Below are 22,927 nucleotides of genomic sequence, written 5' to 3' on the forward strand. Positions count from 1 at the left end.
CCACCAACGCGCAATTGGACAGCGACTCAGTCAGGATTGCAGTCAGTCAGGGTAGCATCTATGAACAATATCTTTCCAGCAAGCTTGTGCGTGCCACTGTCGTACGCATTTCAGATCAGACGAATGTAGTCCAAGCATTTCTCGATAAGAATCTCACCGCGGCAGCGGGAGAGCTGTTTCAGCGGGAGCCGGCCGAGCTGAGGCATCTGAATCTGCGTGTCATTGAACCACCTTTCATGGTTCGGCATCTTTCATTGGGCGTGGCGGTAGGGACGTCGCGTAGAGATGGGGAGGCCGTCAAGGCTTACCTTGTGGACCTCGAACGTACTTTCAAAAGCACTCTTTCTTCTTCGATCAGCCGTCATGAGTTGTCTGATGTGGTGACAGTCGACGATTACGGTCCAGACCGTTGATCTATATCGCTTACATCAAACGAGCCCTGGTTGAGGATGTCAGGCTCAGTCCTTTGGAGTTGCGTAGGGAAAGAAGATATATCGGAATATGAAAAGCTTTTTATTGGTGATCATGTTTTTTTCATGTCCAGTTGTGTATGGGGAGGTAGTTGTCATACCCGATATATCTGGCAAGTATTCCGCCAGAATTCTGATAGATCACTGTGATAAATACGCGTGCCGGGGACGAGCTAGAATCTTCCTGTTCAGGATCGATACACACGAGAAGATTTCAGAGATTGAGTCTGATGATTTTGATATCGCCATCAATACCGGCTCCAGTTCAAATCAAAATTTTCTCTCAACGGAAGAAGATGGAAATATAGTTATTGGAGATTTTGATTTCGATGGACATGACGACTTTGCAGTTCAGGATGGTTACAAGGGGAGCTACGGTTACGCCTCTTACGACGTCTATACCTACGATAAAAAAAGAAAGATCTATTCTCGGAATTCCGCCCTTACTCGCCTTGCAGGTGGAGAGTATCTTGGGATGTTCCAGATAGATAAAAAAAGAAAGCGCTTGCTTGCGTATAACAAGGCCGCAGATGGGATCTTGTACAGCTTTGAGTTTACCTCCAATGGTAGAGGCCTAAAAAAGGTCTGCGAGAAAACTGAAATATGGAATCAGTCAAATGGCATCGTGGAGGTGACGGTCAAACGATTTGCTAAAAACATGTGGGTTACTCGCAAGCGATCTTTCGCAGCTGAGCTCTATGATTTCAACAAGATGGCGGAACCGGGAAGGTGCTCCTTCTTGAATCAGTAAAGCGGTTTCTTCAGTTCTGCATCCGGTGGAAGTCGACACTTACTAAGAGTGCTTAGAACAGAATGAAAAGGGGAAGGCATGGACTGCATCTGAACAGAAGCAGACCTTGTATTTCTCGCGAAGAAAAAATGCCTGCTCCAAAGAGCAGGCATTTTCATTTCATCAGACAGGCGACAGCTCACTGCCACCCATACCGCCTGGCATACCACCCCTTCATCCCCTGGATCAGCACCGCATAGGCGACCAGGATCGCCACCAGCCACGGGAAGTACGACAGCGGCAACGCCGCCAGCTTGAAGTAATGCGCCAGCGGCGTCATCGGGATCGCAATGCCGATGGCCATGATGACCAATGTCATCCCCATCAGCGGCCACGAGGCGCGGCTCTGGAAGAAGGGGATGCGGCGCGTGCGGATCATGTGCACGATCAGCGTCTGCGACAGCAGCCCTTCAATGAACCAGCCGGACTGGAACAGGGTTTGATGTTCCGGCGTGCTGGCGCCGAAGATATACCACATCAGCGCAAAGGTCGTGATATCAAAGATCGAGCTGATCGGACCGAAGAAGACCATGAAGCGGCCGATGTCACCGGCATCCCAGCGCTGCGGCTTTTCCAGGAATTCCTTGTCGACGTTGTCGAAGGGAATCGAGATCTGCGAGACGTCATACAGCAGGTTCTGCACCAGCAGATGCAAGGGCAGCATCGGCAGGAAAGGCAGGAAGGCACTGGCAATCAAGACCGAGAAGACATTGCCGAAGTTGGAGCTGGCCGTCATCTTGATGTATTTCAGCATGTTGGCGAAGGTCTTGCGGCCTTCCAGCACGCCTTCTTCCAGCACCATCAGGCTCTTCTCCAGCAGGATCAGATCCGCCGCTTCCTTGGCAATATCCACCGCCGTATCCACCGAGATACCGATGTCGGCAGCACGCAGGGCCGGCGCATCGTTGATGCCATCACCCATGAAGCCGACCACGTGTCCGCGATCATGCAGCACGCGCACGATGCGTTCCTTATGCGCCGGCGAGAGCTTGGCGAAGACCGTCACCGTCTCCACCGCCTGCGACAGCTCCGCATCGCTCATCTTCTCGACATACGAACCCAGCAGCATGCCCTTGACCTCGAGCCCGACCTCACGGCAGATCTTGGCGGTGACCAGTTCGTTGTCGCCGGTCAGGATCTTGACCTTCACGCCATGCGCACGCAATGCGGCCAGCGCCGGGGCGGTCGATTCCTTGGGCGGATCGAGGAAGGCGATGTATCCGATCAACACCAGATCCGATTCGTCAGCCAGGCTGTAGACCTCCTTGGTCGGCGGCAGGTCCTTGGCGGCCACGCCGACCACGCGCAGGCCCTCGGCGTTGAGGCTGCCGGTGGTGGCGCGGATCTCTTCCAGCAAGGCCGGGGTCAGCGGTACCACTTCGCCATTGACGCGGGCGTGCGAGCACACCGAGACGATTTCCTCGACCGCACCCTTGCAGATCAGCTCGTGGTGATCCTCACGCTCGGACACCACCACCGACATGCGGCGGCGCTGGAAGTCGAAAGGAATTTCGTCGACCTTGCGATAGGCCGAGGCGATGGACATTTCACGTTGCAGCTCGGCGTGCTCCAGCACGGCCACGTCCAGCAGGTTCTTCAGGCCGGTCTGGTAATAACTGTTCAGGTAAGCGTATTGCAGCACTTCGTCGTCGGGTTCGCCGTGGATGTCGGTATGACGTTCCAGGAAAATCTTGTCCTGCGTGAGCGTGCCGGTCTTGTCGGTACACAGCACGTCCATGGCTCCGAAATTCTGGATCGCGTCGAGCCGCTTGACGATCACTTTCTTGCGCGACAGCGCCACCGCGCCCTTGGCCAGGGTCGAGGTCACGATCATGGGCAGCATCTCCGGCGTCAGACCCACTGCCACGGAGAGGCCGAACAGGAAGGCCTCCACCCAGTCGCCCTTGGTGAAACCGTTGATGAAGAACACCACCGGCGTCATCACCAGCATGAAGCGGATCAGCAGCCAGCTGACCTTGTTGACGCCCGCCTGGAAGGCAGTCGGCGTGCGGTCCGTGGCGGTGACGCGTTCGGCCAGCGCACCAAAATACGTGCGCTTGCCGGTGGTCAGCACCACGCCCGTGGCCGAGCCGCTGACTACATTGGTGCCCATGAAGCAGAGGTTGTCCAGCTCCAGCGGGCTGCTGGTATTGAGGTTGCTGGGGGTGACGAATTTTTCTACCGGCAGCGATTCGCCGGTCATCGCGGCCTGGCTCACGAACAGGTCCTTGGCGGCCAGCAGACGCAGGTCAGCGGGGATCATGTCGCCCGCCGAGAGCAGCACGATGTCGCCCGGCACCAGCTTGTGAATCGGTACCTCGACGCGGCGCGCGCCCTTGGGGTGCAGCATCACGTCGAAGTAACGCTGCGCTTCGGCGGCGATCTCTTCGACCTGGTCGTGGCGCATCACGGTCGCGGTGTTGCTGACCATGGCCTTGAGCTTGTCGGCGGCGGTGTTGGAACGTGCTTCCTGCACGAAGCGCAGCAAGGTCGAGACCACCACCATGGTGCCGATGACGATGGCGGCCTTCATGTCCTCGGTGTAGAAGGAGACCGCAGCCAGCAGGGTCAGCAGCAGGTTGAACGGGTTCTTGTAGCAGTGCCACAGGTGGACGTACCAGGTCAGCGGCTTTTCGTGCTCGACTTCATTGGGGCCGCTGTGTTCACGGATGGCATCGGCTTCCGATTCGGTCAGGCCGTCGGGGCGCGATTGCAGGCGCTGCAGCAGGGCCTGGACCTCGCTGCGGGAAGCTTCGCTCAATTGCTCGGCCAGGGTTTGCGGGACTTCCTTGGTGACCGGGGCGCTGCGGAACATGTCCATGCCCAGGCGGCGGAAATGACGGTCCATACCGCGTGCGCGGATGAAGCTGACAAAGGTTTCTTTCAGCAGGTTCAGATTCATGGCGTGCTTCTTTTCTTGTTGGGCCTCGTCCCGTGGACGAAGCGGTTTGCATCGCGTCGGCCTGCAGCACGGCAGGCCGGCATCGGGGTCAGCGCCGTGGACGGCCCCCGCCAAGACGGGCGGCCGGACGCGGCGCGCTGGGTCTTCGCGTGTTCATGATGAATGTGTCTGTCGCATTGCAGCCTCCGCCTGGTTGAGCGGAGACCCTGTCATCGGCACCTGACGGCGGCAACAGACGGGCAGCCGCATGGCGGCTGGCCATGCGGAAGGCGGTGCGTCATGACGCGCGCGGCATCAGGCGAGCCGGCTGCCGGCTCGATGGAGCGGGCAATGCGGTCGCGATGCAGCTGCGTTCTGACGCCGTGTCTGCGGCGGTCGATCGTCGATCTGTCGTTGTGAGGGAATGTCGTTGTCAGCGGCGCTGCTGAAAACCGGCCTGGAAAGACCGCGCGCTGCCGACATGAATTGCCGTCATCTGCCTGGTGCAAGATGACGACAGGATGAAGTCCTGCTGAAATCCTTGCTGAGGCTTAACCCGGAATTAACCGGCAACAACTGTCACCCGAACAAGTGCCCATGAGAGGGACTCCAAAAAATGAGAACGGGCGAATTCTACGCCCGCCCGGAAAACAGGGTCAAGGCAAATTCGCCCGCGTTGCCGAAAATTTGTGCATCTGCAACAAGATGGAGCGGAAGCTTTCTGCTTCACAGCGAGGATGGTGAAGCGGTATTTCGCTGCTCTGGACGCTGCTGTGCAGCACCGATTCTCGCCGGGTGAGCCTTGTCTTCCATGGTGTACGGCCTATACTCGAAACGAGGCAAGCCCGAACAGAGTACGCGCAGCTACCCCGCGCAAAACCAATAAACTCGACCAGGAGACGCATCATGCCCAACCTCATCATGAACAATCTGATGTTCTTCATCCCCATGGCGCTGGCGGGTTTGTTGCTCTGCGGCGAGGTTCCGGTGGCGTCACGGATGGTCCGAACCAGTTTGAGAGCAGTGGGCGCGGTCTTCGGCGCACTGCTCGCGCTTTTAGTACTGGAAGCACTGCCAGTGCTAATTTAGCGGGCTTTCTGCGGCCCGCTTTGCCGCTCGTTGCGGCAGTGGCCGGGGCATCGGCGCAGGCATTTTTTTAGGGAAGTACGCCTATCATTCCGTCATGCCGATCGCCCCGCCTTGATTTCCCTAGGTCGATGTTTTCACAGTGGTCTCGTGGCGGCCCCGAAAACATCGGCCTTTTTTGCGTCCATCGCTTTCGTGGTTTCTTCCCGGCGTGCCTATACGCAGCAGGGTGGCGGCGGCTGATTGGGCATGCGCGGCGCGCGCTCCAGCGCCGGATCCCAGGCCACCAGGCGATCGCGCCCGCTTTCCTTGGCGCAGTACATGGCGTGGTCGGCGCGTTGCAGCCAGACGAAATGAGCGTCCATGTCCGCAGAGAAGGGCACCAGTCCGGCACTGACCGTACAACCGTATAAATTGTTTTCATCATTTCTGGTGCGCGCCGCTTCGATCACCCGCTGTGACAGCGCCAGCGCATCGGCTGGCGACACGTCGCGCAGGATCACGCCGAATTCCTCACCGCCGTAACGTCCGATGGCGTCCTGCTCGCGCAGCATGGTCCGCAGCAGGCGTGCGAAGTTGCGCAGCACCTCGTCGCCGATCAGGTGGCCCCAGGTGTCGTTGATGCTCTTGAAGTGGTCCAGGTCCAGCAACAGCAGGAAGGTCTGGTGCTGCGCGGAGCTCTGGCGGTGCAGGCGTTCGAATTCGCCCAGCAGCAGGCTCTCCCAGTAGCGGCGATTGAACAGCAGCGTGAGCCCATCGAGCTGGCTGACGATCTCGAACTGGCGTGAACGATCGGCCAGCTTCTTCGACATCAGATAGGTCGACTGCCCCAGCGCGAGGGGATAGAGCATCATCATCGGCAGGCAGGCGAGGATGGTGGTCAGGTCCGATTGCGGCTGGAAATGCGCGCCCAGCAGCCACCATCCCAGCACGCCAGCCACCAGGCTGGCATACAGGCCGCGCATGAACAGGCGCAGTCCGCCGGCGGCAATATTGTCCATCGACAGCATCGAGATGATGACCGCACTGGGCACCAGGTTGCCCTGCAGCGCTGCAATCCAGAAGCCGCCAAAGGCGGCGTCGATCACCAGGTTGCGTCGTTCGGCACGATACGGGATCGCCGCCCTGAGGGCCCACTGGCGCGCCAGATGCGGCCACAGGTAGCCATGCACGCCCAGCAACAGCCACAGCGACCAAGGCACGGGATGCTGCAGGAAGCCGGCGGCGACGCAGAAAAATCCCACGCCAAGGCCAATCACCCGCAGACGGTAGATGCGCTGCACGAAGCGCACGCCCTTGCCGGCCAGCGCCGCCTGGCTCGCCTCGCCAGAACGCGCGGGACGCTGGCGCAGCAGGGCGATCGGATTGAGTACGTCCAGCAGCAAGGCCAGCAGGCGTGCAGCGGGCGGTCGCGGGGTGGGGCAATCGGGATTGGAGGGGGAGGACATGTTCATGTTTTTCTTTCGTCTGGTCCGCGGGTGATGTCAGCCGGGCCAGCGGTCGCCGGAGTTTCTGGTACGCACGATTACATGCAAGCGATGATTATCAGTCACGCAGCGTAACGCCATCTGGCGGCTGTTCGCAAGCCCGCTCTGCGCTTGCCTTGACCGGGATCTTGCGGGCACGGGGAACCGTTTCCGCCGGGCATTGGTCAGTGTCAGGCCGGGCCGTTCACATCGCGTCTTTCAAGCAGGATGAGAACAGACTCTAGTGTCGCATGGCAAGGTGACGCGCCGATGTCGTCATCGCCGCCTGCTGCACCGACGGCCGGTCATGCATCCCCTTATAATGCCTGCTCCTCATTTCCGTCTCCATCATGTTCCGCTTCCCCCGTCTCGTGAAGTCTCCCCGGCTTGGCCTTTCTTCGTTGTGGCTGGCGCTGCTGGCCAGCAGTGTCGCCCCTGTCGTCAATGCGCAAGGCCTGCCGCCGTCGGTGGTGGGGGCGCTGCGCGTGGCCCATATTCCCCAGCAGAATACCGGCGTCGTGGTGGTCGATGCCGACAACGGCAGGCGCATGCTGGCGGCCAACAATACCGGGCAGCCGTTCAATCCGGCCTCCGTGATGAAGCTGGTGACCACGGATGCCGCGCTCGAAATCCTCGGGCCGACCTATACCTGGAAGACCCAAGCCTACATCGATGGCACGCTTGCCGGTGGCGTGCTCAATGGCGACCTGATCCTCAAGGGCGGGGGCGATCCCAAGCTGGTGCTGGAGAATTTCTGGTTGTTCCTGCGCCAGCTGCGCGCACGCGGCATCAAGGACATTCGCGGCAACCTGGTGCTGGATCGTACGTATTTTGCGGAGTCCAGCTATGACCCCTCGCAGTTCGATGGCGATCCGCAAAAGCCATACAACGCCGGCCCCGATGCCCTGCTGATGAATTACCGCACCCAGGCTTTCCGTTTTGAGCCGGATGCCGCCAGTGGCGTGGTCAGCGTGAGCATGGATCCACCGATGGCCGGCATCACCGTCACGCCGCCGCGCTTGTCGCAGGAGCCCTGCGGCGACTGGCAGGGCAAGCTGAAGATGAACAACGACCCCAACGCCGTCAGTTTCACCGGCAGCTACAGCGCCGACTGCGGGCCGCGCGTATGGTATGTCCATCCGTATCGCATGAACAATGTGCAGTATGTAGGCGCGAGTTTTGTACAAATGTGGGCCGACCTCGGCGGCAGTTTTGCCGGGCGTGTGGTCAACGGTCAGGTCACGCCTTCGGCGCGGCTGATGGTGGAAGTGCAGTCGCCGCCGTTGCCGGAAGTCATCCGCGACATCAACAAGTACAGCAACAACGTGATGGCGCGCCAGGTGCTGCTCACGCTGGGGGCGGAGATGACCGGGCAGCCCGGTGATACCGTCAATGCCGCGCGCGCGGTGCGCGGCTGGCTCAATGACAAGGGCATCGATACCAATGGCCTGGCCATCGAGAACGGCGCCGGTCTTTCGCGCGTGGAGCGCGTCACGCCGGCGCTGCTGGCCAGCGTGCTGGTGCAGGCCTACCGTTCGCCGCTGATGCCGGAATTCGTGTCCTCGCTGCCGCTGGTCGGTTACGACGGCACCATGCGCCGTCGCCTGAAGACGCAGAGCGTGGCGGGGCAGGCCCACATCAAGACCGGCACGCTCAATGACGTGCGTTCGATTGCGGGCTATGTGCAGGCCGCCTCGGGCAAGACCTATGTGGTGGTGTTCCTGATCAATCACGCTGCTGCGCCCAATGGGCAGCAGGCGCAGGATGCCTTGTTGCAGTGGGTCTACGAAAACGGTTGAGATGAAGAACGGGCGGCTTCAATCGCAGCCGCCGCCTCCACCATCACCCCCTCCGCCGCCATCCCCGCCGCCGCAGTCGCCCCCGCTTCCTCCGTCAGAGCCACTGCCGGAGCTGCTGACGTCGCCGGCCCAGCCAGCGCCGTTGCTTGCAGGAACACCCGGTGAGCTATAGCGTGTCTTGCTGTAATAGGAGGGAGCGCGATAATGCACTGGCGGCTGCGGCCGGGGCATCACGCGGCGCATGATCATGCGCAGGAGCAGCAACAGTGCGGCAAGCGCCACCAGCCAGAACAGTATTTTCATGGCATCAAAGTAGCAAGGGTTTGTCCGAGAGTTCGTTGTGCAGCTCGTCGCGGCCCCCAGGGTCGCGCGGCAAGACCTTCGCCAGGATGGCGTGCAGGCTGGCGAGTGCCTGCAGTGTGCTGGCCTCGTATTGGCCGGCGGCATATCCGGCAGTCATCTGCTTGCACACCTGCTGCCATTGCTCCCGCGTGACGCGGGCGTTGATGCCGCGATCAGCCACGATCTCGACCTTGCGGTCGGCCAGGTTGAGATAGACCAGCACGCCGCAGTTTTCTTCGGTATCCCAGATGCGGTAATGCGAAAACAGCTCGTGCGCGCGCTGCCGCGCGCTTTCGCCGCGTCGCACTGCGCCCAGCGTGAGTGCGGCTTCGACGATCACGCGCACTTGCGCGCGATGCTGCCGCTCACCTTCGCCGATGCTGGCCTGGATCGCCTTGAGGGTGGCAGAGGGGAAGATGCGCCGTGCCGCCGCACGCGTCATGCGCAAGTGGCGCAACATGCGCGCAAACAGGGAAGGGGATGCGTTGTTGTACGCCATGTCACCAGTCTCCCGAGGCACCGCCGCCATCGAATGTGCCGCCACCGCCGGAGAAGCCACCACCGGATGATCCGCCAAATCCACCACCGAAGCCGCCGCCACCCGAACGCGAACCGCCCCGTCCGGAACTGGCCTGGCGCAAGGCCTCGTCGACCAGGCTGCCGATGATGACGCCGGCGGTCGTGCTGCCGCCGCGTCCCCAGTCATTGCTGTTGAGCGCGTTGCGGCTGCTGCGGCGCGACTTCAGCAAGACCGTGAAGAACACCACCAGGAACAGCCCGATCACCATCAACGTGATCCATCCACCGCCATCATCAGTCTGCACCGCACTGGACGAACGCTTGGCCGGTGGCAGCTTTTCCTGTTCCAGCAAGGTGGTGATGGCCGTCACGCCTGCCGCCAGGCCGCCATAGAAATCGTTCTGGCGGAAATGCGGGGCGATCACGTCTTCCAGGATGCGTTTGGATTGCGCATCCGTGAGGCTGCCCTGTACCCCACGCCCTGCTTCGATGCGCAGGCGGCGCAGGGATTTGGGATTGTCCTTGGCGACGATCAGGATCACGCCGTCATCGACGCCCTTGCGGCCCAGCTTCCAGGCGTCGGCCACGCGGATGCTGTATTGCTCGATGGCTTCGGGGGCGGTGGAGGACATCAGCAGCACGCCGATCTGGCTGCCGGTGCGCTGTTCGATCTCGGCCAGAACGCCTTCGAGGGCCTGGCGCTGCTGCGGCTGCAGCAGGTGGACCTGGTCGATCACGTGGGCCGACAGCGGTGGCACCGGCACCAGGCCGTCATCGGCACGGGCCGGGGCGGCCAGCGCGATCCACGCCAGCAGCCAGCAGGTCAGGAGCAGCTTGCGCATGGCCAATCGGGGCTCCCGTGCTTATTTGCCGAAGTTGACCGCGGGCGCGGTCGAAATGGCTTTTTCGTTTTCTACCGTGAACGAGGGTTTGACTTCATAGCTGAACAGCTTGGCCGTGATGTTGGTGGGGAAGCTGCGCGCCAGGATGTTGTAATCCTTCACAGCGGCAATATAGCGCTGGCGGGCTACGGTGATGCGGTTTTCGGTGCCTTCCAGCTGGGATTGCAGGTCGCGGAAGCTGGTGTCGGCCTTCAACTGCGGGTAGTTCTCGGAGACCGCCATCAGGCGCGACAGCGCCGACGACAATTGCCCCTGCACTTCCTGGAATTTGGCGAAGGCCTTGGGGTCGTTGAGCACTTCCGGGGTGATCTGGAAGCTGGTGGCCGCAGCGCGGGCGCGGGTGACGGCTTCCAGGGTGTCCTTCTCGTGCGAGGCATAGCCCTTGACGGTGTTGACCAGGTTCGGGATCAGGTCGGCGCGGCGCTGGTACTGGTTGACCACTTCGCCCCAAGCCGCCTTGGTGGCTTCATCCTTGGCCTGGAATTCGTTGTAGCCGCAGCCGGAGAGGGTGAGGGCCGTCATGGCAATGGCCAGCCAGGCGAAGAGTTTTTTCATGTTGTTTTCCTCGTAGCAAAAAGTGAAGCAAAGGGAGCGCATGAGACCATGCAAACCTCCTGAAGTGCCCGATGTTCCGTGAAAAACCCTGAACATCAGTCAAAAATCGAGGTCTGGACAGGCCGGCGCGCTACAATAGCGCATCTTTCAGTTAAAGGCATCACCGTGACATTCATCGAGAAACTCAACGCTGCGTGGACTTCGCGCAATTCCCTGCTGTGCGTCGGCCTGGACCCCGACCTCAAGAAATTCCCCGCCGAGCTGCAGGGCAAGCCGGACGCCATCTTTGAATTTTGCCGCGCCATCATCGATGCCACCGCCGAAGCCGCCTGTGCCTTCAAGCCGCAGATCGCCTATTTCGCCGCGCTGGGCGCGGAAGAGCAGCTGGAGCGCATCTGCGCCTACCTGCGCAGCAACTACCCCGAGATCCCGCTGGTGCTCGATGCCAAGCGCGGCGACATTGGCGCCACCGCCGAGCAGTATGCCCGCGAAGCCTTCGAGCGCTATGACGCCGACGTCGTCACGGTCAGCCCCTACATGGGCTGGGACTCGGTCTCGCCCTATCTGGAATGGAAGGATCGCGGCGTGATCGTGCTGTGCCGCACCTCCAACGCCGGTGGTTCCGACCTGCAATTCCTGGAAGTCGATGGCAAGCCGCTGTACCAGCACGTGGCGCGCCTGGTGGCCGAGAAGTGGAATACCAATGGCCAGTGCGGCCTGGTGGTCGGTGCCACTTTCCCGCACGAACTGGCGCAGGTGCGCGCCATCATCGGCGACATGCCGCTGCTGGTGCCGGGCGTGGGTGCCCAGGGGGGCGACGTGCAAGCGACGGTCACCTCCGGCAAGACGGCCTCGGGTACGGGCATGATGATCAATTCTTCACGTGCCATCCTCTACGCCAAGCCGGAAGCGGGTGAAGATTTCGCCGCTGCGGCGCGCCGGGTGGCCATCCAGACGCGGGACGAGATCAACCGCTTCCGCTGAACCGCGCAAGCAGAGATGAAGAAAAAGGCGGCGACTCCATGGGAGCGCCGCCTTTTTCTTCATGTTCGCCGCTTCAATCTGCCAGAAGCTTCAGCAAGCCCTTGAGCGAATGTTCCACGGTCTGGGCCCGCACCTGCTGGCGGTCGCCCTTGAAGACCAGGCGTTCGGTATAGGTCTTGTCGCCCACGCGCCAGCCGAAGCAGACGGTGCCGACCGGCTTGCCCGGTACTGCGCCGCCGGGGCCGGCGATGCCGGTGGTGGAGACGGCCACGTCCGAGCTGCTGTTGGCCACTGCCCCTTCGGCCATGGCACCGGCGATTTCCTCGCTGACTGCGCCATGCTGGGCGATCAGGGCTTCGGAAATATCCAGCAATTCGTTCTTGGAAGCATTCGAATAGGTCACGAAACCGCAATCGAACCATTCCGAGGATCCGGCGATTTCAGTGATGGCGTGGGCGATGCCGCCACCGGTACAGGATTCTGCAGTGGCCAGGAGCAGGCCTTTGGCTTTGAGGGTGTGGCCGACGCGGGTGGCCAGGTCCAGGGTGCTGTCCATGAGTGTCATCCTCGGCTGTGCCGCAGTCTGCGCAGGGTGGCGGGCGCGCTGCGGTCGGTTGATCAACGACGTGCGTGAACTAGCATACTCCGATGTCAGGAAATGTTGTATCGGACAAGCTCCGATTGTTCACTTCCCGTTACCAATAAGTGCGCCAAAACGCGAACACCAGCAAGGTGTAGAAGGCCGCCACGATGTCATCCCACATCACGCCGAAACCGCCCTTGAAGCGCCGGTCGAACCAGGCGATCGGGGGCGGCTTGATCATGTCGAAGAAGCGGAACACCAGGAAGGCCGCGAACTGCGTCTTCAGGCTGGCCGGCATCACCAGCACCAGCACCAGCCAGAAGGCGATGATCTCATCCCACACCATGCTGCCGTCATCGGGCGAATTGAGCGCCTGCCCGGTACGATGGCAGGCCCAGATGCCGATGATGAACCCGGCCGCAATGATCACCAGCCAGTTGGCCGCCGTGAAGACGTGCGGCCAGCGTGTCGACAGCACCACGTAGGACAGCCATGCGAAGAGCGTTCCGGCCGTGCCCGGCATGATGGGCGAGAGGCCGCTGCCGAAGCCTTGGGCGATCCAGTGGGCCGGATGCGCCAGCATGAAGTGCGGGGTCGGCTTGCGTTTGCGGGGAGAGGCCGAAGGCGGCGGCGGGAAGGGCGAAGAAGCTGGGTTCATGAACGGAAATGATCGAAGGAATCCGGTGTGTCCTGCAGCGGTTCACCAGCGGCATCCAGCAGCCGCAGACCGGCCTGCGCATCGATCTGGCCGATGCGGGTGACGGCGGTGCCGGCGGACTGGGCCGCCTTCAGGACCGCCTCGCGCTGGCGCGCCGGGACAGTGAAGCAAAGTTCGTAATCGTCGCCACCGGACAAGGTAAAGCGGCGGCGCAGGTGCAGGTCGCGCTGCTGCAAGGCCGGGCCGGGCGGCAGGGCGTCCACGTCCAGCGTCGCCCCTACATGTGAACGATCGAGGATGTGGCCGAGGTCGCCCGCCAGGCCATCGGAGATGTCGATGGCGGCATGGGCTATGCCGCGCAGGGCCAGACCCAGCGCCACGCGCGGGGTAGGCGCATGCATGCGCGGGGCAGCCAGCTGCAGCGCTTCGCTGTTGATGTCGAATTCCTGGCGGTAGCCGGCCAGTGCCAGACGGGCATCGCCCAGCGTGCCGGAGACCCAGATGTCATCGCCCGCACGGGCAGCATCGCGGCGCAGCGCCTGTAACGGTGGCACTTCACCGAAGACCGTGATGCTGATGGTCAGCGGGCCCTTGGTGGTGTCGCCGCCGATGAGCTCGCAGCCATGGGCATCGGCCAGCGCCAGCATGCCCTGCGAGAACGGTGCCAGCCAGTCAGCGCGGGCTTCCGGCAAGGCCAGGGCCAGCGTGAAGGCGATCGGCTGCGCGCCCATGGCGGCCAGGTCGGAGAGATTGACGGCCAGGCACTTGTGGCCCAGCAGCAGGGGATCGGCATCCGGGAAGAAGTGGCGGCCTGCCACCAGCATGTCGCTGGAAATGGCCAGCTGCATCCCCGGGGCCGGTGTCATCAGCGCGCAGTCGTCACCCACACCCAAGGCCGTGCGGCTGTCAGGAGCGGGCGGGCGGCTGAAATAGCGCGCGATGAGTTCGAATTCGGAAAGCATGGCGCGATTGTAACCAATCCGTCACGGCTTCAGGCGCACAATATCCCGGCGACGATGCATGTTGCGATGCAGCGCAAATTGCCTGGATGTGGCGTTACGGCAGGACGCAAGTGAGGCGAGTGAAGGGATAGGGGTTTTCCCCAATACCGGATATGCAAGGGCGGTGTCAGCCTCTCGTACGGGAAATCAAGCTGCCCGCAACTGCGCACATCAGGCGACAACTGGTCGTCATCTGGCCCCGGAAAGGCCATGTTCGCGGTCATCACGGGTTTGGGGTGACAGGCCGCAAAGCCAGTCCGGAAAAGGCTTTGCGCGGAGCAGCATGAGCCTGGCGGCCTATGATTGAAGGCCGACCTCTGCTAGAATCGACCCCCTTCGCAAGTCAACTAGAGAATACAGAGTATGGATTCGATGATCAGTAAGAAAGAAGAAGTGCGTCAGCAACTTCGTCAGGCAGCGCTGGATTACCACGAGTTTCCGACCCCGGGCAAGATCGCGGTCACGCCCACCAAGCTGCTGACCAACCAGCGTGATCTCTCCCTCGCGTATTCTCCGGGCGTGGCGGCGGCCTGCGAAGAAATCGTCGCCGACCCGCTCAACGCCTTCCGCTACACCGCCCGTGGCAACCTGGTGGCCGTGATCACCAACGGTACCGCCGTGCTGGGCCTGGGCAACATCGGTGCGCTGGCTTCCAAGCCGGTCATGGAAGGCAAGGGCGTGCTGTTCAAGAAGTTCGCCGGCATCGACGTCTTCGACATCGAAATCAATGAAACCGACCCGGACAAGCTGATCGACGTCATCGCGGCCCTGGAGCCGACCTTCGGCGGCATCAACCTGGAAGACATCAAGGCACCGGAGTGCTTCTACATCGAGCGCAAGCTGCGCGAGAAGATGAAGATCCCGGTCTTCCACGATGACCAGCACGGTACCGCCATCATCGTCGGCGCGGCCATCCTGAACGGCCTGAAGGTCGTCAACAAGGACATCAAGAACGTCAAGCTGGTGGTCTCTGGCGCGGGCGCAGCGGCGCTGGCCTGCCTGGACCTGATCGTCGACCTCGGCTTCCCGATCGAAAACATCTTCGTCACCGACCTGGCCGGCGTGGTCTACAAGGGCCGCAAGGAACTGATGGACCCGGACAAGGAACGTTTCGCCCGCGAAACCGACGCCCGCACCCTGGCCGAAGTGATCCCGGATGCCGACATCTTCCTGGGCCTGTCCGCCGCCGGCGTGTTGAAGCCCGAGATGGTCAAGCAGATGGCGGCCCGTCCGCTGGTGCTGGCCCTGGCCAACCCGACCCCGGAAATCCTGCCGGAAGAAGTGATGGCCGTGCGTGACGACGCCATCATCGCCACCGGCCGTTCGGATTATCCGAACCAGGTCAACAACGTGCTGTGCTTCCCCTACATCTTCCGCGGCGCGCTCGATTCGGGTGCCACCACCATTACCCGCGAGATGGAGATCGCCACCGTCCACGCCATCGCCGAACTGGCCCAGGCCGAGCAGTCCGATATCGTGGCCTCGACCTATGGCATCGCCAACCTGTCCTTCGGCCCGGAATACATCATTCCCAAGCCCTTCGACCCGCGCCTGATGATCAAGATCGCGCCGGCCGTGGCGCGTGCTGCCGAAAGCTCCGGCGTGGCGGCCCGTCCGATCCAGGACATGGATGCCTACATCGAAAAGCTGGAACAGTTCGTCTACCACAGCGGTACCTTCATGCGCCCGATCTTCCAGGTCGCCAAGAAGGCTGCCGAGGCCAAGAAGCGCATCGTCTACGCCGAAGGTGAAGAAGAGCGCGTGCTGCGTGCCGTCCAGGTGATCGTCGATGAAAACCTGGCCAAGCCCATCCTGGTGGGCCGTCCGGAAGTGCTGGAACAGCGCATCAAGAAGTTCGGCCTGCGCCTGCGTGCCGGCACCGACTTCGAGGTCATCAACCCCAACTTCGACAACCGCTACCGCGATTACTGGCAGAGCTTCCTGGAGATGTCGCGCCGCAAGGGTGTCACCGAGCAGTACGCCAAGCTGGAAATGCGCCGCCGCCATACCCTGATCGGCTCCATGGCCATCCACAAGGGCGATGCCGACGGCATGATCTGCGGCACCTACGGCACCACCCAGCTGCACCTGCACTACATCGACCAGGTGCTGGGCAAGCGTGAAGGCGTGAACGTTTATGCCGCGATGAATGCGGTGATCCTGCCCAATCGCCAGCTGGTGATGGTGGACACCCACGTCAACGAAAACCCCAACGCCCGCGAGCTGGCCGAGATCACCATGCTGGCCGCTGAAGAAATGCGTCGTTTCGGCCTGCATCCGCGTGCTGCACTGCTGTCGCATTCGAACTTCGGTTCCAGCAACAGCGAATCGGCCCGCAAGATGCGCGAAGCCCTGGCGATCCTGCGCGAGATCGCGCCGGACCTGGAAGTCGATGGCGAAATGCACGGCGATACCGCGCTCGATTCCAAGCTGTTGAATGCGGTGATCCCGGATTCGCCGTTGAAGGGTGACGCCAACCTGCTGGTCATGCCCAACATCGACGCCGCCAACATCGCCTACAACCTGCTCAAGACCGCATCGGGCAACGGTGTGGCCATTGGCCCCATCCTGCTGGGTTGTGCCAAGCCGGTGCATATCCTGACCCCGTCGGCGACGGTGCGCCGCATCATCAACATGACAGCCTTGTGCGTCATGGATGCCTTGTCCGAACGCTGATCGCAGCCTCGGTCGGACCGTAAGACCGTAGACCGCAAGACCTTGAAAGCGGCGCATGTCGAAAGACATGCGCCGCTTTTCATTGTCTGCGTGGCTGGATTCCCGGACATGCCGCGCAGCAGCATTCCGGGAATCCGCACCGGCTTGGCGGGTTCTTTTTGGGTGATTTTGATAAAACCGTTTGCAATCAATGGCTTGCGATCTGATTGCCCAGCTTTTCGTGCTGGCACGAAGCCTGCAATATGAACATCAAAACAAAAAAGCAAACACGGAGACAGACACCTGATGCGCTCCTGGCATCGTCTTCACGCGCCTGGTCCCGCTGGCCTCTGCGTTATGCCTTGTTCCGGTTCTATCAAAGCAAGATGACCCGCCGCACGCCGCGTCCATCGGATGGGCCTGTGGCCATAACAGGAGATCTCCATGAGTGTCACCCCGCAAAGCAGCGCGCCCAGCACCACCAGCACGCCCTTGAGCGCCACCGAATACCGCAAGCGTATCTTCGCCATCCTCGGCGCCTCCTCCGGCAACCTGGTGGAATGGTTCGACTTCTATGTCTATTCCTTCTGTGCGATCTACTTCGCGCCGGCCTTCTTCCCCAAGGGTGACGCCACCAGCCAGTTGCTGAACACGGCGGGCGTGTTTGCAGCCGGTTTCCTGATGCGTCCCATCGGCGGCTGGCTGTTCGGCCGCATCGCCGACAAGCACGGCCGCAAGACCTCCATGCTGATCTCGGTCCTGATGATGTGCGGCGGCTCGCTGGCCGTGGCCGTGCTGCCGACCTACGCCACCATCGGTGCCTGGGCACCGGCGCTGCTGTTGCTGGCGCGGCTGTTCCAGGGCCTGTCGGTGGGCGGTGAATACGGCACGTCGGCCACCTACATGAGCGAAGTGGCGCCTAATGGCCGCCGTGGCTTCTTCGCCTCCTTCCAGTACGTGACCCTGATCGGCGGGCAGTTGCTGGCCGTGCTGGTGCTGTTCGCCATGCAGCAGTGGCTGACCAAGGCCGAGCTGATGGCCTGGGGCTGGCGCATTCCCTTCGTGCTGGGCGCGGTCGGTGCGCTGGTGGCGATGTATCTGCGCAGCTCGCTGGCCGAGACCTCCTCGGCCGGTGCCCGCAAGAAGAAAGAGGCCGGTACCCTCAAGGGCTTGCTGCAGCACAAGCGCGCCTTCCTGAACGTGGTGGGCTTCACCGCCGGCGGCTCGCTGATGTTCTACACCTTCACCACCTACATGCAGAAGTACCTGGTCAACACCGCCGGCATGGACCCCAAGGTCGCCAACGGCGTCATGACCGGCGCGCTGTTCGTCTACATGATCCTGCAACCGATCTTCGGTGCCATCTCCGACAAGATCGGCCGCCGCAACTCCATGCTGTGCTTCGCCTTCTTCGGCATGGTCGGCACCTTCCCGATCCTGCATTTCCTCAAGGACGTCTCCAGCCCCGGCGTGGCCATGGCCCTGGCCATCCTGGCCCTGACCATCGTCAGCTTCTACACCTCCATCAGCGGCCTGATCAAGGCCGAGATGTTCCCGCCTGAAGTGCGTGCGCTGGGCGTGGGCCTGTCGTATGCGGTCGGTAACGCCATCTTCGGTGGTTCGGCTGAATTCGTGGCGCTGTCGCTGAAGTCGGCGGGCGTGGAATCGGCCTTCTACTGGTACGTGAGCGCACTGTGCCTGGTGGCGCTGATCATCAGCCTGCGCATGCCGGATCCGCAACGTGACGGCCACCTCAAGGGCGATGTCGCCATGAATCCGGATGACGAGCACGGCGAGGCCGATCCCGCTGCCGGCAAGCTGCACAAGCCGGCCTGACCGGTCCTGGCCCGCGCGCGGCTGCCTGCGGTGGCGCGCGGCGCGTTATCATGACGCCTCCAACGCGGCGCCCTGCGGGGCGCCGCGCTGCTTTTGACCCTATCCTTCATGCGCGCGCGACGAAACCTGCTGATCTTGACCCTGTTCCTGGCGGCCACCTTGCTGGTCTGCGGGCTGACCTATCGCATCGCGCTCGGGCGCGCCGAGAGCGATCAGCAGAACCAGGCCGCCGCGCAATTGCAGATCGCCGCGCTGGACCTGGAGTCGATCCTGCAGAAATATGAAGCTTTGCCCTTTGCCCTGGGCTTCCAGTCCGATGTGCGGCAGGTCTTGCAGCATCCCGAGGATGCGCTGTCGGTGGATCGGCTCAATCGCGCGTTCAAGACCATCCAGCAGCAGTCGCGTGCGGTCAATATCTTCATGCTCAACCGCCAGGGGGTGACGCTGGCTTCCAGCAACTGGGATGAAGAATTCAGTTACGTCGGCCGTGACTTCGGTTTTCGTCCTTACTTCCGCGAAGCCATCCTGGGCAGGGCGGGGCGCTTCTACGGCATCGGCAACATCTCCAGCGAGCCGGGCTATTTCATCGCCCAGCCCATCTATCGCCGCCAGGAGCAGGCCGAGGGTGACCTGCCTATCGGGGTGATGGTGGTCAAGGTGGACCTGGCCGAGTTCGAACATACCTGGCGCAGCAGCAGCGATCCGATCACGCTCACCGATGCCGGCGGCGTGGTGTTCCTCAGCAACCGGCCCGAATGGAAGTACCACAGTCTGCAAGCCCTGAGCGCGCCGGTGCAGCGCGAGCTGGAGGGCACCCATCAGTATGCGGACCTGCCCATCACGCCGGTCTCGACCTTGCCGCCGGCCTTGCAGCGCGGCTTCGGTACCCACGTGTCGCGGCCTGTAGGACGGCTGGGGTGGCAGCTGATGCTGTTTCCTTCGCAGGCGCGCATGCAGCGTTCGGCCATGCTCTCGGCGATGGCGGCCGCGCTCTTCATGGTGGCGCTGGCCATCTCGCTGCTGGCCTGGTACCAGCACCGGCGTCGACTGCAGGAGCGGCTGGCCTCGCGCAACGCCTTGCGCCGCGCCGCCGAGGAACTGGACCAGAAGATCGCCCAGCGCACCCAGGAACTGACTGCGGCCAACCAGGCCATCGCCGCCAAGTACGCCAAGCTGCAGCAGACCGAGAGCCTGTTGCGCACCACCCAGGACGAACTGGTGCAGGCTGGCAAACTGGCCATGCTGGGCCAGATGGCCGCCGGGATGACGCATGAACTGAACCAGCCGCTGGCCGCCATCCGCGCCTTCGCCGACAACTCGGTGAAGTTTCTGGCACGCGGCCAGAACGCGCAGGTGGCTGAGAACCTGGAACACATCAGCCACGCCAGTGCCAGCATGGGCAAGATCATCGGCCAACTGAAGGGGTTTGCACGCAAGAGCGGGCAAGCCGTGGCGGCCGTCGACTTGCGCCACGCGGTGGAGGCATCGCTACGGCTGCTGTCCAGCGACTTCGAGAAGCAAGAGGTCGAGACGCACATCGCCATGCCGCTGGCTGTGCATGTGACCGGCGACGCCGTGCGCACCGAGCAGGTCATCGTCAATCTCTTGCGCAATGCGCTCGATGCGGTGGAAGAAGCGCCCCGCAAGTGCGTCTGCGTGATCCTGGAGGTCGACGCAGAGCGCCAGCAGGCCGTGCTGCGCATCCGCGATTCCGGTGCCGGCATCGCCGATGAGGTAGTGCCGCACCTGTTCGAGCCTTTCTTCACGACCAAGTCGTCGAGCAAGGGGTTGGGACTGGGGCTGGCGATTTCCTCGTCCATCGTCCAGGCCATGAATGGCCAGTTGAGCGCACATAATCACGAACAGGGCGGCGCGGAATTCGTGGTGCGCCTGCCGCTGTTGAAGACGGAGAATGAATCTGATGGATAACCCCGCCGCTGCTCCCAGCGCCTTGCTGATCGAAGATGAACAGGCCGTGCGCCGCGCCACTGCCCAAGCCCTGGAGCTGGAAGGTTTTACGGTGACCGCCTGCGCCAGTGCCGAAGAGGCGCTGCCGCTGCTGACCCGGGATTTCCCCGGCGTACTGGTGACCGACGTGCGGCTGCCGGGCTGGTCGGGTTTGCAGGTGCTGGCCCATGTCATGCACATCGATCCGGATTTGCCGGTGATCGTGGTCACCGGCCATGGCGATGTCAGCATGGCGGTCGAGGCCATGCGCGCCGGGGCCTATGACTTCGTGGAGAAACCCTTCGGCTCGGACAGCCTGTTGGAGATCGCCCTGCGGGCCCAGGAGAAGCGCAGCCTGGTGCTGGAGAACCGTCGCCTGCGCGAAGCCTGGGCACATGATCCCGAGCTGCCGCCGTTGGTGGGCCAGTCACCGGCCATCGAGCGGGTGCGCACGCTGATTCGTAGCCTGGGGCCGGCCGATGTGGATGTGCTCATCAATGGCCAGACCGGCAGCGGCAAGGAAGTGGTAGCGCGCCAGCTGCACGCCGCCAGTGGCCGCAAGGGGCCGTTCGTGGCATTGAACTGCGGGGCCTTGCCGGAGACCGTGTTCGAGAGCGAAATCTTCGGCCATGAAGCGGGGGCCTTTACCGGTGCCCAGAAGCGCCGCATCGGCAAGCTGGAATATGCCAACGGCGGCACGCTGTTCCTGGATGAAATCGAAAGCATGCCGCTGGCCCTGCAGGTCAAGCTGTTGCGCGTGCTGCAGGAACGTCGTCTGGAGCGGCTGGGAGGCAATGAATCGGTGGCCATCGACTGCCGGGTGGTAGCGGCCAGCAAGGCCGATCTGCTCAAGCTGTCGGCCGAGGGGCAATTTCGCGAAGACCTGTATTACCGTATCGGTGTGGTTTCCATCGACCTGCCGGCGCTGAACCAGCGCAGCAGTGACATCCCGGTCCTGCTGGCGCATTTCTGCCAGGCCGCAGCGGTGCGCTACCGGCGCGAGGTGCCGCCGTGGACGGCGGCGCAGATGCAGCAGTGGCAGCAGCGCGACTGGCCGGGGAATGTGCGCGAGCTGCGCAATTTCGCCGACCGCTGGGTGTTGGGTGTAGAGCAGATTGCGACCGCTGGTGTACTGCCATCGCCGACGCTATCGTTGCCGGAGCAGGTGGAGCAGTTCGAGGCCGGGCTGATCGCCGCCGCGCTCAAGGACAGCGAGGGCAGCGTGGCGCAGGCGGCCGAGCGGCTGGGCATTCCGAAGAAGACGCTCTACGACAAGATCCGCAAATATCAGTTGGCCGGGTCTTGATCGTCCTGTGAGCAGGTAAAAAAACGCCGCTGCGGTGAGGATCCGCAGCGGCGTTGTGCTGTTCAGCAGAGCTTGCGACGCAAGCATTGCGAGCAGGGTCCTGCTCAGTCCTTCTGGTATTGCGGCGAACGCGGGCCATACAGCAAGCCGTTGTTGCCACCGGCACGCAGCAGGCGGTTGCTGGTCACGCTGGCCATCTTGTAGCTGGCGTCGGTGGTGGTGCTGATGATCTGGTTGACCACGGCCGAGAGCAGTACACCCAGCAGACCATTGTTCTGGTTCTGACGACCTTCCGCACTGGAAGCGCTGGCCGACCCCTGCCACAGGGTCTTGCCGGAACGCAGGTCGACCAGTTTGGCCTCAGCCGACACCACCGTATCGCTCTGCACCACCTTGTAGGAGGTGCCATAGTCGGTGATGTTGATGTAGAGCCCGGCGTCGGCGCCGAAGATCTCACGCAGCTTCTTGACCGGCACCTCGTGAATGTCGGCCGCGTTGGCCAGGCCGTTCTGCTTGAAGGTCTCGCTGGCCAGCGAGACCGGGATCACGTAGTAGCCCGATTCGGCGAGCGGCTGGGTGGCCTGCGCCAGCATGCCGTAGGGGGCGATGACTTCGGAAGAACTGTTCATCGGCGGCAATACCAGGATCGAGGCCGGACGCGCCGCCTTGAACTCGGCATAGTCATACGGCTTTTGCTTGGTGGCGCAGCCCGAAGCCAGCAATGCCAGCAATACGGCGCCAAGCGCCTTGAATTTGTTCAGCATCATTTGCTCAATCCCTTCTTGTAGTTGCGCATCAGGAAGTCCATGTAAGGCGCCGATTCCGGGAACAGCGTCTTCTCGGTCTGCAGCTCGTGGATCAGCTGGTCTTCCTTGCCGATGGAGGCGTACAGCATGCCCAGGTGGGCGTGGTAGCCGGGGGGCACGGCGTCGTTGTTGGCGCGCATCTTCTGCAGGTTCTCTTCAAGCGCGGCGATTTCGGCGGCATTGCCGTTGCCTTCGGTCTTGAAGTGTTCGTACAGCTGGTCCTGGTAATTGCCCCAGCCATAGAGGGATTTCTGCTGGTGATTGGCGCAGCCGGAGAGGGCCAGCGCCAGGCCGAGGGCGAACCCGGCAGCGAGTTTCTTGTTCATCATGGTCGGTCTCTT

Annotated in this window: 19 protein-coding genes; 9 read left to right on the forward strand and 10 right to left on the reverse strand. The window is 62.3% G+C overall.

Going from position 1 to position 22,927, the window contains the following annotated elements:
• Positions 1-14 precede the first annotated feature (14 nt).
• On the forward strand, positions 15-413 hold the full coding sequence (locus ACWHXP_RS02440; protein WP_489634583.1) for a type 2 periplasmic-binding domain-containing protein: 399 nt from the start codon (positions 15-17) through the stop codon (positions 411-413).
• A gap of 88 nt (positions 414-501) precedes the next feature.
• Positions 502-1,221, forward strand: coding sequence for an XAC2610-related protein (locus ACWHXP_RS02445; protein ID WP_489634582.1), 720 nt, complete (start codon positions 502-504; stop codon positions 1,219-1,221).
• Positions 1,222-1,399: 178 nt separating this feature from the next.
• Here ACWHXP_RS02445 and mgtA read toward each other — a convergent pair whose 3' ends face one another.
• Positions 1,400-4,162: a magnesium-translocating P-type ATPase gene (gene mgtA / locus ACWHXP_RS02450; RefSeq protein WP_489634581.1), complete on the reverse strand. Its 2,763-nt coding sequence runs from the start codon at positions 4,160-4,162 to the stop codon at positions 1,400-1,402.
• An 885-nt stretch (positions 4,163-5,047) separates the two neighbouring features.
• On the opposite strand from mgtA, the gene ACWHXP_RS02455 reads away from it, so the two are divergent.
• Positions 5,048-5,230: a hypothetical protein gene (locus ACWHXP_RS02455; RefSeq protein ID WP_006462830.1), complete on the forward strand. Its 183-nt coding sequence runs from the start codon at positions 5,048-5,050 to the stop codon at positions 5,228-5,230.
• A gap of 212 nt (positions 5,231-5,442) precedes the next feature.
• Here ACWHXP_RS02455 and ACWHXP_RS02460 read toward each other — a convergent pair whose 3' ends face one another.
• Positions 5,443-6,681: a diguanylate cyclase gene (locus ACWHXP_RS02460; protein ID WP_489634580.1), complete on the reverse strand. Its 1,239-nt coding sequence runs from the start codon at positions 6,679-6,681 to the stop codon at positions 5,443-5,445.
• Positions 6,682-7,043: 362 nt separating this feature from the next.
• On the opposite strand from ACWHXP_RS02460, the gene dacB reads away from it, so the two are divergent.
• Positions 7,044-8,492 (forward strand): D-alanyl-D-alanine carboxypeptidase/D-alanyl-D-alanine endopeptidase, encoded by a 1,449-nt coding sequence (dacB, locus tag ACWHXP_RS02465; protein ID WP_489634579.1) that lies wholly within the window; start codon positions 7,044-7,046, stop codon positions 8,490-8,492.
• A gap of 307 nt (positions 8,493-8,799) precedes the next feature.
• Here the strand turns inward: dacB and ACWHXP_RS02470 are convergent, their stop codons facing one another.
• From ACWHXP_RS02470 to ACWHXP_RS02480, 3 genes are read right to left on the reverse strand one after another with little or no spacing between them, the layout of a single operon-like run.
• Positions 8,800-9,333 (reverse strand): TPM domain-containing protein, encoded by a 534-nt coding sequence (locus ACWHXP_RS02470; protein ID WP_489623483.1) that lies wholly within the window; start codon positions 9,331-9,333, stop codon positions 8,800-8,802.
• A gap of 1 nt (position 9,334) precedes the next feature.
• Entirely contained in the window at positions 9,335-10,195 is an 861-nt protein-coding gene (locus ACWHXP_RS02475; protein WP_489634578.1) for a TPM domain-containing protein, read from the reverse strand.
• Positions 10,196-10,216: 21 nt separating this feature from the next.
• Positions 10,217-10,810: a LemA family protein gene (locus ACWHXP_RS02480; RefSeq protein ID WP_039784541.1), complete on the reverse strand. Its 594-nt coding sequence runs from the start codon at positions 10,808-10,810 to the stop codon at positions 10,217-10,219.
• Between the two features lie 165 nt (positions 10,811-10,975).
• Between ACWHXP_RS02480 and pyrF the strand changes: the two genes are divergently transcribed.
• Positions 10,976-11,794 (forward strand): orotidine-5'-phosphate decarboxylase, encoded by an 819-nt coding sequence (gene pyrF, locus ACWHXP_RS02485; protein WP_134223034.1) that lies wholly within the window; start codon positions 10,976-10,978, stop codon positions 11,792-11,794.
• A 73-nt stretch (positions 11,795-11,867) separates the two neighbouring features.
• Here pyrF and ACWHXP_RS02490 read toward each other — a convergent pair whose 3' ends face one another.
• The 3 genes from ACWHXP_RS02490 to thiL form a co-directional block, all read right to left on the reverse strand.
• Entirely contained in the window at positions 11,868-12,350 is a 483-nt protein-coding gene (locus tag ACWHXP_RS02490) for a CinA family protein (protein ID WP_088754874.1), read from the reverse strand.
• Between the two features lie 139 nt (positions 12,351-12,489).
• Positions 12,490-13,035, reverse strand: a complete 546-nt coding sequence (locus ACWHXP_RS02495) for a phosphatidylglycerophosphatase A family protein (RefSeq protein ID WP_489634577.1) — start codon at positions 13,033-13,035, stop codon at positions 12,490-12,492.
• Positions 13,032-13,997: a thiamine-phosphate kinase gene (gene thiL, locus ACWHXP_RS02500; RefSeq protein ID WP_489634576.1), complete on the reverse strand. Its 966-nt coding sequence runs from the start codon at positions 13,995-13,997 to the stop codon at positions 13,032-13,034. Before thiL ends, ACWHXP_RS02495 begins: the two co-directional genes overlap by 4 nt.
• A gap of 402 nt (positions 13,998-14,399) precedes the next feature.
• Here thiL and ACWHXP_RS02505 point away from each other — a divergent pair, with 402 nt between their 5' ends.
• From ACWHXP_RS02505 to ACWHXP_RS02520, 4 genes are all read left to right on the forward strand, one after another.
• Complete coding sequence (locus ACWHXP_RS02505; protein WP_134137456.1) at positions 14,400-16,712, forward strand: NADP-dependent malic enzyme; 2,313 nt, start codon at positions 14,400-14,402, stop codon at positions 16,710-16,712.
• A gap of 423 nt (positions 16,713-17,135) precedes the next feature.
• A complete protein-coding gene (locus ACWHXP_RS02510) occupies positions 17,136-18,527 on the forward strand; it encodes an MFS family transporter (RefSeq protein ID WP_489634575.1) in 1,392 nt (463 codons plus the stop codon).
• A 108-nt stretch (positions 18,528-18,635) separates the two neighbouring features.
• Entirely contained in the window at positions 18,636-20,456 is a 1,821-nt protein-coding gene (locus ACWHXP_RS02515; protein ID WP_489634574.1) for a sensor histidine kinase, read from the forward strand.
• Positions 20,449-21,780: a sigma-54-dependent transcriptional regulator gene (locus ACWHXP_RS02520; RefSeq protein WP_134223029.1), complete on the forward strand. Its 1,332-nt coding sequence runs from the start codon at positions 20,449-20,451 to the stop codon at positions 21,778-21,780. Before ACWHXP_RS02515 ends, ACWHXP_RS02520 begins: the two co-directional genes overlap by 8 nt.
• Before the next feature lie 104 nt (positions 21,781-21,884).
• On the opposite strand, the gene ACWHXP_RS02525 is transcribed toward ACWHXP_RS02520, so the two are convergent.
• Positions 21,885-22,547, reverse strand: coding sequence for a DUF799 domain-containing protein (locus ACWHXP_RS02525; RefSeq protein WP_034338319.1), 663 nt, complete (start codon positions 22,545-22,547; stop codon positions 21,885-21,887).
• On the reverse strand, positions 22,544-22,915 hold the full coding sequence (locus ACWHXP_RS02530) for a DUF4810 domain-containing protein (RefSeq protein WP_489634573.1): 372 nt from the start codon (positions 22,913-22,915) through the stop codon (positions 22,544-22,546). The genes ACWHXP_RS02525 and ACWHXP_RS02530 overlap by 4 nt, the downstream gene beginning before the upstream one ends.
• Between the last annotated feature and the right edge of the window lie 12 nt (positions 22,916-22,927).

This window comes from Herbaspirillum sp. Her2 (assembly GCF_057961375.1).

Coding starts and splice junctions, on each gene's coding strand:
- ACWHXP_RS02445 (WP_489634582.1), top strand. CDS start 502: ATGAAAAGCTTTTTATTGGTGATCATGTTTTTTTCATGTCCAGTTGTG.
- mgtA (WP_489634581.1), bottom strand. CDS start 4,162: ATGAATCTGAACCTGCTGAAAGAAACCTTTGTCAGCTTCATCCGCGCA.
- ACWHXP_RS02455 (WP_006462830.1), top strand. CDS start 5,048: ATGCCCAACCTCATCATGAACAATCTGATGTTCTTCATCCCCATGGCG.
- ACWHXP_RS02460 (WP_489634580.1), bottom strand. CDS start 6,681: ATGAACATGTCCTCCCCCTCCAATCCCGATTGCCCCACCCCGCGACCG.
- dacB (WP_489634579.1), top strand. CDS start 7,044: ATGTTCCGCTTCCCCCGTCTCGTGAAGTCTCCCCGGCTTGGCCTTTCT.
- ACWHXP_RS02470 (WP_489623483.1), bottom strand. CDS start 9,333: ATGGCGTACAACAACGCATCCCCTTCCCTGTTTGCGCGCATGTTGCGC.
- ACWHXP_RS02475 (WP_489634578.1), bottom strand. CDS start 10,195: ATGCGCAAGCTGCTCCTGACCTGCTGGCTGCTGGCGTGGATCGCGCTG.
- ACWHXP_RS02480 (WP_039784541.1), bottom strand. CDS start 10,810: ATGAAAAAACTCTTCGCCTGGCTGGCCATTGCCATGACGGCCCTCACC.
- ACWHXP_RS02490 (WP_088754874.1), bottom strand. CDS start 12,350: ATGGACAGCACCCTGGACCTGGCCACCCGCGTCGGCCACACCCTCAAA.
- ACWHXP_RS02495 (WP_489634577.1), bottom strand. CDS start 13,035: ATGAACCCAGCTTCTTCGCCCTTCCCGCCGCCGCCTTCGGCCTCTCCC.
- thiL (WP_489634576.1), bottom strand. CDS start 13,997: ATGCTTTCCGAATTCGAACTCATCGCGCGCTATTTCAGCCGCCCGCCC.
- ACWHXP_RS02505 (WP_134137456.1), top strand. CDS start 14,400: ATGGATTCGATGATCAGTAAGAAAGAAGAAGTGCGTCAGCAACTTCGT.
- ACWHXP_RS02510 (WP_489634575.1), top strand. CDS start 17,136: ATGAGTGTCACCCCGCAAAGCAGCGCGCCCAGCACCACCAGCACGCCC.
- ACWHXP_RS02515 (WP_489634574.1), top strand. CDS start 18,636: ATGCGCGCGCGACGAAACCTGCTGATCTTGACCCTGTTCCTGGCGGCC.
- ACWHXP_RS02520 (WP_134223029.1), top strand. CDS start 20,449: ATGGATAACCCCGCCGCTGCTCCCAGCGCCTTGCTGATCGAAGATGAA.
- ACWHXP_RS02525 (WP_034338319.1), bottom strand. CDS start 22,547: ATGATGCTGAACAAATTCAAGGCGCTTGGCGCCGTATTGCTGGCATTG.
- ACWHXP_RS02530 (WP_489634573.1), bottom strand. CDS start 22,915: ATGATGAACAAGAAACTCGCTGCCGGGTTCGCCCTCGGCCTGGCGCTG.